Source organism: Streptomyces sp. NBC_01669 (genome assembly GCF_026339735.1).
Lineage (GTDB): Bacteria > Actinomycetota > Actinomycetes > Streptomycetales > Streptomycetaceae > Streptomyces > Streptomyces yanii.
In genome coordinates this window covers 8,516,718-8,528,939 of the sequence record NZ_JAPEQG010000001.1, presented here as the reverse complement: position 1 = coordinate 8,528,939, position 12,222 = coordinate 8,516,718, and the positions used below count along the sequence as shown (strand labels likewise).

Annotated in this window: 9 protein-coding genes and 1 pseudogene; 7 read left to right on the top strand and 3 right to left on the bottom strand. The window is 68.1% G+C overall.

Annotated elements, in window-relative coordinates; genetic code table 11:
* The first annotated feature begins 238 nt into the window (after positions 1 to 238).
* The 4 genes from OG972_RS38115 (at position 239) to OG972_RS38100 (ending at position 6,112) form a co-directional block, all read left to right on the top strand.
* The gene (locus tag OG972_RS38115) at positions 239 to 1,003 is read left to right on the top strand and encodes an alpha/beta hydrolase (RefSeq protein WP_266989352.1); all 765 of its coding nucleotides are present in this window, start codon (positions 239 to 241) and stop codon (positions 1,001 to 1,003) included.
* Positions 1,004 to 1,072: 69 nt separating this feature from the next.
* Positions 1,073 to 1,909 (top strand): alpha/beta fold hydrolase, encoded by an 837-nt coding sequence (locus tag OG972_RS38110; RefSeq protein WP_266989350.1) that lies wholly within the window; start codon positions 1,073 to 1,075, stop codon positions 1,907 to 1,909.
* Positions 1,910 to 2,478: 569 nt separating this feature from the next.
* A complete protein-coding gene (locus OG972_RS38105) occupies positions 2,479 to 4,851 on the top strand; it encodes a SpoIIE family protein phosphatase (RefSeq protein WP_266989348.1) in 2,373 nt (790 codons plus the stop codon).
* Between the two features lie 208 nt (positions 4,852 to 5,059).
* Positions 5,060 to 6,112, top strand: a complete 1,053-nt coding sequence (locus OG972_RS38100) for a PP2C family protein-serine/threonine phosphatase (RefSeq protein ID WP_266989346.1) — start codon at positions 5,060 to 5,062, stop codon at positions 6,110 to 6,112.
* Between the two features lie 221 nt (positions 6,113 to 6,333).
* Here OG972_RS38100 and OG972_RS38095 read toward each other — a convergent pair whose 3' ends face one another.
* The gene (locus OG972_RS38095; protein WP_266989344.1) at positions 6,334 to 7,518 is read right to left on the bottom strand and encodes a PP2C family protein-serine/threonine phosphatase; all 1,185 of its coding nucleotides are present in this window, start codon (positions 7,516 to 7,518) and stop codon (positions 6,334 to 6,336) included.
* A gap of 361 nt (positions 7,519 to 7,879) precedes the next feature.
* Between OG972_RS38095 and OG972_RS38090 the strand changes: the two genes are divergently transcribed.
* The 3 genes and pseudogenes from OG972_RS38090 (at position 7,880) to OG972_RS38080 (ending at position 10,081) form a co-directional block, all read left to right on the top strand.
* Positions 7,880 to 8,446: an isochorismatase family protein gene (locus OG972_RS38090; protein WP_266989342.1), complete on the top strand. Its 567-nt coding sequence runs from the start codon at positions 7,880 to 7,882 to the stop codon at positions 8,444 to 8,446.
* A gap of 3 nt (positions 8,447 to 8,449) precedes the next feature.
* Positions 8,450 to 8,734 (top strand): annotated as a pseudogene (locus OG972_RS38085) (GyrI-like domain-containing protein); the annotation flags it as partial.
* Positions 8,735 to 9,061: 327 nt separating this feature from the next.
* Complete coding sequence (locus tag OG972_RS38080; protein ID WP_266989340.1) at positions 9,062 to 10,081, top strand: LLM class flavin-dependent oxidoreductase; 1,020 nt, start codon at positions 9,062 to 9,064, stop codon at positions 10,079 to 10,081.
* A gap of 416 nt (positions 10,082 to 10,497) precedes the next feature.
* Here OG972_RS38080 and OG972_RS38075 read toward each other — a convergent pair whose 3' ends face one another.
* Together OG972_RS38075 and OG972_RS38070 are read right to left on the bottom strand one after the other, a co-directional pair.
* Complete coding sequence (locus OG972_RS38075) at positions 10,498 to 11,574, bottom strand: glycerophosphodiester phosphodiesterase family protein (RefSeq protein WP_266989338.1); 1,077 nt, start codon at positions 11,572 to 11,574, stop codon at positions 10,498 to 10,500.
* 202 nt (positions 11,575 to 11,776) lie between these two features.
* Positions 11,777 to 11,908 (bottom strand): hypothetical protein, encoded by a 132-nt coding sequence (locus OG972_RS38070; protein WP_266989336.1) that lies wholly within the window; start codon positions 11,906 to 11,908, stop codon positions 11,777 to 11,779.
* Positions 11,909 to 12,222 lie beyond the last annotated feature (314 nt).

Below are 12,222 nucleotides of genomic sequence, written 5' to 3'. Positions count from 1 at the left end.
ACGAACCCTTCGGACGCCTTGCTCAGCGCCGGGTCAGGGTGCGGCGGCAACCGGCTCCACTCTTGGTCTGTTCCCCCGGCCCCAGGCCTGATAACGTCGCCGTGCACTTGACCGACCCAGGAGGTGAGACCCATTAACGCTGTATCAGGCTGGGTGCTCTCCTCCCCCGCGGCTGTGCGGTTCATCTGACATAGGTGGCCCTGGGAGCGCCCGTAGGCATCCCGAAAGGCCACGACCTATGTACTTCACCTCGGAGACGACCTCGAACGGTGTCTCGGAACGTCCGTTCACCCATGACGGCATCTCAGGTCTGCTCCGGTCACCCATCGGTGTCACCCGCAGGCGCCCCCTGGCGCTGCTGGGCCATGGCGGCGGCCAGCACAAGAGCGCGCAGGGCCTCGTGGCCCGGGCCCGCTGTTACGTGACTCGCTGCAGCGTCGCGGCGGCGGCCATCGACGCGCCCGGACACGGCGACCGCCAAAGTACCGAGCAGGACAAGCAGTTCGCGGCAGGCATCAAGGAACAGATGTCCGTCGACGAGCCCATCGACCCGCTCATCGCCCGGCACAGCGTCTCGCTGGCGGCGCGTGCCGTTCCGGAGTGGCAGTCCACCCTGGACGCGCTTCAAGACCTTGACCACGTCGACGCAAGCGGACCGGTGGGGTTCTGGGGCGTGTCACCGGGCAGCGCGATCGGCGTGCCCTTGGCCGCAGCCGAACCGAGTATCCCTGCCGCCGTCTTCGGCTGCGCGGGCCACGAAACCCTGGCCGAGGCGGCGGCACAGGTCACCGTCCCGGTCGAGTTTCCGCTGCAGTGGGACGACGAGCTGGTGCCGCGCGACTCCGGCCTCGCGCTCTCCGACGGCTTTGCCTCCCGTGAGAAGACGCTGCACGCCAACCCGGGCCGCCACGCGGGCATCCCCGCGTTCGAGCTGGAGAGCTCACAGCGCTTCTTCGCACGTCATCTCGTCCGAGACCTCGACGCCCCGCAGGCACGCCACTGACCTGCGTGGATCAAGCCGACGTACCGCTTCGGCGCTTCTCTCCGAAACACCGCTGAAAGGATCTTTGCCATGCCTGCCTTCTCCGCATATGACGGAACCAACCTTGCCTACCACGTTTTCGGCGACGGAAATCCCGTGGTCTGCCTGCCCGGAGGACCGACGGACTCCGTATACCTGGGCGACCTCGGCGGCCTTTCCACGCACCGGCAACTGATCAGACTGGATCTCCGGGGAACCGGCCGGTCGGAGATGCCGGAGGACGCCGCATCCTGCCGCTGCGACCGACTCGTCGACGACCTGGAAGCCCTGCGCGAGCACCTCGGCCTTGACCAGATGGACCTGCTCGCACATAGCGCCGGCGCGAATCTGGCAGCACTGTACGTGGGCCGCCATCCGGAACGCGTCAGCAAGCTGGCGCTGATCACGCCGAGCGTCCGGGCCGTCGACTTCACGATCACAGGCGACCTTCGGCGCGAGACTGCGCAGCTCCGCCGGGACGAGCCGTGGTTCCCGGCGGCGTTCGCGGCCTTGGAGGCGATAGTGGCGGGCAAGGCCACCAACGACGCCTGGAAGGCCATCGCACCGTTTTCCTACGGTCGTTGGGACGAGGTGGCTCGGGCCCATCAGGCCGCTGGGGATGAGCAGATGAACATGGAGGTCGTGGCTGCCTTCGGTGCCGAGGGCGCTTTCGATCCGGAAGCCACCCGCGCCGCGCTCGCCCGGTTCGCTTCGCCGGTACTCCTGCTCGCCGGAGAGGTCGATCCGGGTGCCCCTCCTCGCACGATGGCCGAGTTCGCCGGTCTGTTTCCGAACGCCGAGCTCGTCGTTCAGGCCGGAGCCGGGCACTTTCCGTGGCTAGACGACGCCGACCGGTTCGTGGCCACCACCGGAGCGTTCCTCGGGTAAGCGACCGCATCGCCGTACCTCAGCGGTTCTCACCGGCTCGCATGCTCGACGCACCCCGTGCTGGACGCGGTGCGTTCGGCCGCCGGGCCGGTGATGGACTGATACGCAGGCGCAACCCGCAAGAGACGGCCCTCACGGGCGAGGGTGAGCCGTCTTTCACCAGTTCGTGAACAGGGCCAAAGTTCGTGAACAGGGCCAAAACCTTGGACCCGTGATCCCCGTCGGCGAAAACGGCCCGCAGGAGCCTCCGCCGGGGCTCCCGCGCGAGTGGAAGCCCGACACGTCCGGCGGAGGGCACTCAACCCGCCGTCCTGTCCGACGCCGCGGAGCGGGCGCGGCACCGCCGGATCGGCTCGCACGCTGATCAGCGCGATACTGGCAGTCGATCGCCTGTCGGCAACCGCTACGGATGGTCACCGTCGTTTGACTCCCTGGTTTCCCCGGAGTCCGATTCTCTGCGCCCGGCACGTGCGGCCCTGTTTGACGCGATCTGACGGCAGGACCGAGAGATCCTTGAATCAGCAGTGGACTCGAAGGCGGGATGGACAGCCATGGACACACCGGCGAGCATGCCTCGTGACTCCCTCACCTCCGCCTCGGCTCTTGCCATGGCCGCTCCGGATGGGACGCTGACCAGCTGGAGCACCGGTGCGGAACAGTTGCTCGGGTACTCCGCCGGTGAGGCCGTCGGCCGGCTCGCGGCGGCGCTGCTTGCATCTCCCCTCCCCGACGCCGCTCGTGAGCGATGGGATCGGCAGGAGGACTGGACCGGGCGGGTGGTACTCCGCCACCGGGACGGCAGCGCAGTCGAATGCCGGTTGCGGGCGCGTCCGCTGCCCACGGGTGACGAGCGAGCCAGTTGGCTGCTGGAAGGCGTCCCGGTGGTGGAGGAGGTGGACCGCGCCATGGACCCTCTGCTCTGCTGGTCGTTCTACCAGTCCCCGTTCGCCCTGGCGATCTATGACACCGAGGGCCGACTCCTGCGGGCCAACAAGCCCATGACCAGGCAGCTCGCCGCCTCGGAGCAGGATCTTCGCGGGCTCCGGATCACCGAGCACATGCCCGATCCTGGCTTCCAGGCCCCGGAACGGGCCGTCGATCGCGTGTTGCGGACCGGTGAGTCCGAGCACATCGAGAATTACGTCAAGGTGCCAGGAGAGCCCCAAGCTCACCCCTGGATCATCCACTTCACCCCACTCAAGGACTCCTTCGGGCTGGTGCATGGCGTGCAGTTGGCCGCCCTCGACTTCTCCGAGCAGTTCGCGGCCCGCGAACGCCTGGCGCTGCTCGATGACGCCAGCAGGCGTATCGGCAGCAGCCTGGACGTGGCCCGCACCGCCCAGGAACTGGCCGACGTGGCCGTGCCCGCCCTCGCGGACTTCGTCTCGGTCGATCTCCTCGACGCCGTGCTGCACGGCGAGGAGCCTCCGGCGGTTCCCCTCCAGGGTCCCTTGCTGCTGCGGCGCGCGGCCGTCCGCCCCGACGTGAAGGCTGTCGTCACGGTCGGCGCGTGGTCCCACTACCCGGAGTTTTCGCCGGTTGCTCGCTGCCTGACCACCGGTCGCGGCACCGTGCACCAGATCGGCGAGCCCGAGATCACCCGCTGGCTGGCCCACGACCCGGACCGAACCGCCTGGGTGAGTCGGCACGGCGCGCAGTCGCTGATGACGGTGCCGCTGCGCGGCCGCGGCACCAACCTCGGCGTTGTGCTCTTCGTCCGTCTGGATCCGTCTGCCGGGCCGTACGAGCAGGACGACCTGCAGATCGCCGAGGAGCTTGTGGCGCGCGCCGCAGTCTGTCTCGACAACGCCCGCCGCTACACGCGCGAACACACCACGACTCTGGCCCTCCAGCACAGCCTTCTGCCGCAGGGGATTCCCGAGCAGTCCGCTGTCGACGTAGCCAGCCGCTATTTGCCCGCAGACTCGAAGGTCGGTGTTGGCGGTGACTGGTTCGACGTGATCCCGCTCTCCGGCGCCCGCGTCGCCCTCGTTGTCGGCGATGTGGTCGGTCACGGGATCCACGCCTCCGCTGCCATGGGGCGCCTTCGCACCGCCGTACGCGCCCTCGCCGACGTCGATCTGGCCCCGGACGAGCTGCTTGCGCATCTGGACGACCTCGTCGTCCGGCTCGGATCCGGGCCCGAGTCCGAAGCCGAGGCGCCTTTCGGAGAACTCGGAGCCACCTGCCTGTACGCGGTCTACGACCCCACCTCCCGCAAGTGCTCACTCGCCAGCGCCGGCCACCTCTGGCCCGCTCTGGTGACCCCTGACGGCAAGGTGGAGATCCTCGAACTGCCCACCGGCCCGCCGCTCGGCCTGGGCGGGCTGCCATTCGAATCCGTTGAACGCGAACTGCCCGAAGGCAGCCTCCTGTCCCTCTATACCGACGGCCTTGTCCTGGCGCACCATCGCGATGTCGACGCCGGCCTGCACGCTCTGCGCACAGCCCTCGCCGACACGGCTCCGTCCTTGGAAACCACCTGCGACCACGTGCTCGATGCTCTGCTCGCCGAGCGGCCCGCCGATGATGTCGCGCTGCTCATCGCCCGTACCCGTGCCCTGGACAGCGGGCACATCGCCGTCTGGGATCTTCCCGCCGATCCGGCCTTTGTGGCCGAAGCCCGCTCTCGGACGACCGCCCAACTCCACGCCTGGGGGCTGGATGACCTGGCCTACGTCACCGAACTCGTGGTCAGCGAGCTGGTGACCAACGCGATCCGCTACGCTGCCCCGCCCATTCAGCTGCGGCTGATCAAGGAAAGGACACTGATCTGCGAGGTCTCCGACGCCAGCAGCACCGCACCACACCTGCGCCGTGCCCGCATCTTTGACGAGGGCGGACGAGGCCTCATGCTGGTCGCCCAGCTCACCGAGCGCTGGGGAATGCGGCATACCGGCACAGGCAAGACCATCTGGGCCGAGCAACCCCTTCCCGTGTAGGTGCGCGGGACCGGTGAGGGGGCGCGCCGGTCGGCCCGGAGACACGGGCCACGCACAGCGACTGGCCGCTGGAACAACGGTCCGCCCCGTCCGTCGGAGGTCGGTGACAGTTTGCCCGGATATGCTGCGTTTTGTGATCACGCCCCAACGGCTGCGACGCCGACCTCCTCGCTACCGCGGCCCGTGGGAATCTGCGCTGCTGTCACCAGTGATCCTGACTGCCTTCATCGCCGGCCTGGCGTTCGCCACACCGAGAGAGGTCGCCTTCAGCCGCCTCCTGCCCGCCGCCCCCGCCCTCGCCGCGTCCATCTGGCCCGTGCTCCCCACTGCCCTGCTGGGAGCGTTCTGCCTAGTGATCATGATCGGTCTCAGCCTCATCTACGCCGACCTGGGGACGGCGTACACAGGGGCTGCGATCGTCGCGGTCACCGCGGCGGCCGCATACTCAAGCCACATCAGAATCCAGCGGGAGGAGGCGCTCTTCCACATCCGCATCGTCGCCGACACAGCGCAGAAGGTGTTGCTGCGCCCCCTGCCACACAGCATCGGGGGAGTCGAGATCGAGTCGCTCTATCTGGCGGCCCAGGCGCAGGCCAGGATCGGCGGCGACTTCTACGAGGCGGCCGACACACGGTACGGGGTCCGGCTGCTCATCGGCGACGTACGCGGCAAGGGCCTGTCCGCGGTAGGGGCAGCCTCGGCGGTGGTCAACTGCTTCAGGGAGGCCGCATACGACGAGCCCGACCTGAGAGGCATCATCCACCGCCTGGAGACCAGCACTGCCCGCCACAGTGCCGCGCACCCCTCCCAGGACCTGCCGGAGCGCTTCGCCACCGCCCTGCTCGCCGAGATCCCGCACGGCGCCGGCCACGTCAGGCTCCTCAACTGCGGGCACCCCCCGCCGCTGCTCATGCACCACGGGGAGATCCGCGTCCTGGACCCCTCCACCCCCTCGCCGCCCCTCAACCTCGCGGCGCTTCTCGGAGACGACTACACCATCGAAACCGTCGCCTTCGCCCCGGGCGACCAACTGCTGCTCTACACCGACGGCGTCACGGAGACCCGGGACCGTACCGGCGAGTTCTTCCCGCTGCCTGACTGGATGCGGCGGCAAAGCCCGGACACGCCCCGCGAGTTGATCGACCGGCTTCACGGGGATCTCCTCCGGTACAGCAATGGAAACCTCAACGACGACATCTCGGCCCTCGCCGTACGCCGCCCGAAAACCCCCGCCACCGAAGACATCGGTCACCCCGCTTAGCGGGCGCCTGCCGCAGTGACGGCCCCTGTGGGCGAGGGCGGCCCCGGGGTCATGGGCGACCTGGGCGAGGGTGGAGCGGACGCGCTGGAGCTCGGCCCACACTCGGCACACGAAGCTGCCGACAGATATGGGTGATCTCGGCCGGGAACCCGTCCACCAGGAGCTTCGTCATGTTGTGCAGCGATTCCACTCGCCTACGAAAAACCTCGGTCGGAAAAGGCTCAGCGATCGAAGTCCGTCCACCCAGGAGATACCTGATCCGGTCGCTGTCTGTCGTCAGGGCGGCGCCTCACGACCTCGGGCGCGGCCGTCACGTCCAGGCGTTCGATGGCGACCATGGCCGCATCGTCGCTCAGGTGACCACCTGCATGACGCTGAAGATCGACCTTCAGGTGCGCCAGCAGGGAATCCGGATTCTTGGAGAGGCAGGCGGAGACCGCTTGCGGCAAGGAGTAGAAAACTCCTGAAGGGTCACGGGCTTCGATGACACCATCGGTGTACAGGAGCAGGACGTCACCGACATCGAAGGTGAACGTGTCGGTCATGGAGGTCGCGGCCAGCAGATTACCCAGTCCCAGAGGCGGCGAAGGCTCTCGTGCCTCCAGCGGAATCACCAGGTCGCCACGCAGCAGAAGAGGCGGCGGATGTCCGCAACTGATCAGGTGGATCTCGCGAGATGCGTCAGGGATTTCGATCACCACTGCGGTGACAAACGTCTCCGACCCGTCAGCAGTCTCTGCTCGCTCCTGGTGTGCGTCAGCCGTATTGGCTGCGACACCCGTGTCCAGGAGAGCCACCAGTTCGGACAGCTCGGTGTCCTTGTGGGCCAGTGCACGAAAAGCACCAAGCACATCGGCAGCCTCGCCGATGGCATCGAGGCCCTTGCCTCGCACATCTCCGACGATCATCCGGGTTCCGTCGCCGGCGCGTGCCTGCGCATACAGGTCGCCGCCCAGCTGCGCCTCGTCCTCTGCAGCCAGGTAGACCGAGGCAATGTGCAAGGGACCGCTCCGTACGGGCAGGGGGCGCATCACCACGTGCTGGGCCGCCTCAGCGACCGAGCGCAACTGATTGAGCCGCTGATCGTTTCGCTCCCTCAGGCCGGCGAGGAAGGCGGCGAACGCCGAGATCAGGAAGAGCGCGATGATCTGGTAGGTGTGATTGAGGTCGTTGAAGCTGGTGCGCATGACAGCTACCAGCGCCTGTGCAAGTACGGCAACCGCACCGACGAAAGCAGTCATGCGGAGACCGGCGAAGGAGGCCGTCACGGCCGGCGCCGCGACGAGGAACGGACCGAGGTGGACCTCAGGCGGTACCAGGACGTCGACGACGGTCACCAGGCCGACCAGGCCGACCGGCACAGCCAGCAGTGCCTTCGAGTACGGTCCGTGCCGGTGCAGTGACAAGTGACTGCTCCGGGAATCCACACTTCAGGGATACCGCATCCCTTCGCGGTCCGCCCGTGACAAACGCAGCGCCCACGACGCCCATGTGAAGAACCGCAGATCAGCTTGTCCGACGGAAATGGCTGCGAAGGGTCCGGCCCACTCCGAAGGCGCGGCACGCTCTTCTGACGCTCTGACTCCCTGCGCCGTCGCACTCACCCAGGGTGCCACCCAAACTCTCCACCGAGCGGTCGCGCAACTGCCTGCGGGCTCGGGCGCCGGCGAGTTGCCGTTTGCCACTCAAGTTCGGCAACGCCCCCGCTACACGTCCGAACTGGCATAGCATCGTCGAGACCCCGATCCCCATGTGCCGGGAGGCACCGTGAGCACGCTCGTCAACCGGCCGAACACCGCCCTGCTCGTCATAGACGTGCAGAACGGCGTCGTGGGCGAGGCGTACGCCCGGGACGGCATCGTTGCCAACATCGGCACCCTGGTCGACAAAGCGCGCGACGCCGGCATCGACGTTGTCTGGGTGCAGCACAACAGCGACGAGCTGCCCCGGGACAGCAAGAGCTGGCAGTACGTGCCCGAACTCGTGCGGCGCGATTCCGAGCCCCTGGTGCAGAAGGCGTACGCCGACTCCTTCGAAGAGACCGACTTGGAGTCGGTACTCGCCGCGCGCGGCATCAGCCGGCTCTTCGTCGCCGGCGCGCAGACCGACGAGTGCATCCGCTCGACGCTCCACGGCGCGATCACCCGCGGCTACGACGCGACACTGGTCGGCGACGCCCACACCACGGAGGACTTGTCGCAGTACGGAGCGCCGACACCCGACAAGGTCATCGCCCACACGAACCTGTACTGGAAATACCACACGGCTCCCGGCCGGACCGCGGGCACGGTCAACACCGCAGACGTCGATTTCGCTGTGAAGTCCAGCGCCTGAGACGAGGCGCCGGCCTTCACCGTCGCCGGCCTCAAGGCCCGAGTGCCACTGGTGCACGCGGGGTCGAACCTGGCGGGCATCGACTTCGTCCGCGGGATCGAACCGCAGACCCTGGAGCGCCTGGAGAAGTTGTCGGACCAGGAGCCACTGGGCATCGTCGCGGTCTGCGACGACTTGGACCCGCGTCGCGCCGAAGGCACCGAACTCGACTACTACCAAGGGGTGATCACGCCAGAGGCTGCCACCGGTGGCACGACTGTCCTCCCCGTTCCGGCCGGCATCTGGGCGGCCGGTGGCGTCCCGCCCAGCTCGCCCGCCACCTCCCACGCCCCGCGCTGTCCCACCCCGCGGCCTTCCCGTCCTGGGCGGCGCCGCTGCTGGACCGGCTGAAGATGCCCTGGGAGAAGTGATCGCCGAGCGCACCGCAGCGGCAACCGAAAGGACCGGGTACCCGACCGTCGGGCGCGGCCACGTACATGCGCGGCTACCGGGCCGGTCGCCCCGAGTTCGCACGGGAAAGGCCAAGACGCCGCCCGACTCGGAATGCCCGTTCCCGCACCGACGTTGTCGTACCCGTGGGTGATTCGCGCCTGCCGTGGACGATGGAGGGACCCTGTGCCGCCGATCTCTGAACCGTTGCGGAAGTTGGGGTTCCTGACCATCGGATTGTTCGACGCCGCTGAGCCCCGTCGCGGGCACGAGTCGACGCTGGAGATCATCGAGCTGGGTGAGCGGCTGGGCTTCGACAGTGCGTGGGTGCGGCACCGGCATCTGCAGTACGGCATCTCCTCCCCCGTCGCCCTGCTGGCAGCGGCCTCCCAGCGCACCAGTCGTATCCAGCTGGGCACCGCGGTCATTCCGCTGGGCTGGGAGAACCCCCTGCGTCTGGCCGAGGATCTGGCGACGGTCGACATCCTGTCCGGGGGCCGCCTCAATCCGGGGGTCAGCGTGGGTCCGCCGATGCACTTCGCCAAGGTGCGGGAGGCGCTCTACCCCGACACCGCCGATGCCGAGGACTTCAGCTACGAGCGGGTCCGGCGGCTGCTGGACTTCGTGCGCGGCGTACCCGCGACCGACTTCAGCGGCGTCGAGGGCTTCGAGGTGTTCTCCGACCGCGTCCAGCCTCAGTCCGCCGGCCTGGGCAGCCGTATGTGGTACGGCGGCGCCAGCCTGCGGTCGGCCGAGTGGGCGGGTGCGCACGGCATGAACTTCCTCACCAGCAGCGTCGTGAAGGCGGAGAAGTCCGAGGACTTCGGCGAGATCCAGCTCTCGCACATCCGGACGTTCCGCGCCCATCACCCCGACGGCGACCTCGCCCGGGTCTCGCAGGGGCTCGTCGTCATTCCGACCGATTCCGCCTCGCCGGAGCAGCGCGCGAAGTACGAGGAGTACGCCCGCACGCGACTGCCGCGTACCGCCCAGCCGCAGGGACCGGCGCGCATGATGTTCGCGCCCGATCTCGTCGGGCCCTCCGCCGAGATCGCCGAAAGGCTCTACGCGGACGCCGCCTTCCGGGAGGTCGACGAGGTCGCGTTCGCTCTGCCGTTCACCTTCGACCACGACGACTACGTCCAGATCCTCACCGACATCTCCACCGTTCTCGGGCCGGCCCTGGGCTGGCGGCCCGGCTCCTGAGGCCCGGTACGCACAGGGCCCTGACACCTGAACGATGAACCGAGCGGTGACCGGGCGGGACTCAGGAGGGCGCCGTGGGACCAGTCGGTTTCCTGAAGCCTGAGGCCGAGGGGCATCTTCCTCTTGGCCGCCCTGACGGGTGCCATGGCCAAAGGTCGAGGACCGTCGAATGCCCTGCTTCCCCGGCTCGGCCGTCTGTGGGGGACCTAATCGTGAGGGCGAGACCAGGCCGAACTGGGACGCACCTGCCGCAAACTTGGCTTGTCGGGGCGCGGTCCCGGCGCAGAACGTGGTGACCCCCCTGTGCTGAGCAGTGGCGCCACCTCCCTGTAACGGCGCGCGCCCCCATAACGGCGTACGCCCCCGGAGCAAACGCTGCTCCGGGGACGTATGCGCCTGTGGCGTGCCGGCACTCGTCAGTGATCGTGTGGCGCGGGGTAGGCCTTGGGCAGGCGCATGCCGCGCTCGGCCATGATCTCCCGTACGTGGTTGGGGTAGTTGGTGATGATGCCGTCGACGCCCATGTCCATCAGCGCCTCGACCGTGGCCTTGTCGTCACAGGTCCACGGGATGACCTTCAGGCCGCGGGCGTGGGCCTCGGAGATCATCTTCTCGTCGGGGTAGAAGCGGAAGTTCGGGTCCGCGACGGTGCCGTTCTGCGGGAAGCCGTAATTGGGGGAGAGCGCGGTGACACCAGGGACAGCGGAAGCGGCCTTGACGAAGTCGCCGTCGTAGTCGTCGGCGTCGATGCCGCCCAGCCACGGGGAGGCTCCGGGCTTGCCGACCTGAAGGAAGTCGTAGTTGGTCAGCGCCACCAGCGGATAGGACGGCGCGATCTTGTGCATCTCCTTCAGCGCGCCCCAGTCGAAGGACTGGATGGTGACCTGCCGCTCGATCCCCGAGCGGTGGATCTCCTCGTGGACGCGGCGGACGAACAGCTCGCGCGGCGCAGTCTGCTCCGGCGCGCCCGCCTCGACCTTGGTCTCGATGTTGAGCTTGACCTGCTTGGCGTTGTAACTCTTGACGAGGTTGAGGACGTCCTTGAGCTCCACCATCCGGAAGCCCTTGATCTGCTCCTGCTCGGGGAAGCCGGGCAGCTGCTGGTAGCCACAGTCCATGGTCTTGATCTGGGCCAGCGTCAGGTCCTTGATGTACTTCCCGACGTACGGGTACATCGGGTCGCCCGGCGTCACCGGCCCGGTGTCCTTGCACTTCTGGGCGCTGACCTGCCGGTCATGGTTGACGACGACCTTCTGGTCCTTGGTGATCTGGGTGTCCAACTCCAAGGTGGTCACTCCGAGGCGCAGGGCCTTGGCGAAGCCCTCCAGGGACTCCTCGGTGGTCATGCCGATGCCGCCGCGGTGAGCCTGGAGGTCGAAGTGGGTCTGCTGGGGCGGGACGTGGCCATTGTCATTCGTGGCCGCGTGGGCCGTCGCGGGTACCACGAGCGCGGGTACGACGGCCAGCGCGGCGACTGCGTGCCGGAGGGACATATGAACCTCATGTACATCGGACGAACTGGTCCCTGTGACGCTAAGCCGCGGTTCCAGCCCGTACGAAGCCCAGACATGAGGGCATCGTGAATGCCCGGGGAACTGTTGTTCACAGGGCGCCGGAGCGAAACGCCCCATATGATCGTGCCTCAGGTGAGGTGGGCCTCGGTGTGCTGGGCCGGCCTCGTCGCGGGGTCATGAGTCAGCGCGGCACCAGAGTGAACAGCGCGACTACGAGCAGGACCAGCAAGGCCCAGCCGAGCACCCCGACTTTCCGGCGCTGCGGGTTGCGCCCCTGGCGCCATGCGTTGACCTCGTGCGGAGCGTCTCCCATGGACGACCATCCTACGACCTGACGTCCACGACGGGGTCGGTTCGTGTCCACCGTCCATGGGCGGGGGCCTGTGGACCCTTTGCGGACCAGGAGGCCCTCTCGGCTGTCGGGCCGTGTTCCCCTTCTGGGTGGGGTTCCTCATGGGCAGCAACCGGAGCGGCCGAGAGCCGCCGGTGATCTCAGAGCCACAACGCCGGTGGCGGGCCAATCCACGAAGGCGGCCCTTCCCGACCAGGGGCGGCAGCGGCTCAACCCGGCGGCAGCCGACGGGGAAGGGGCGCAAAGTACCCCGAGTGCCCTCATACGCGCAGATG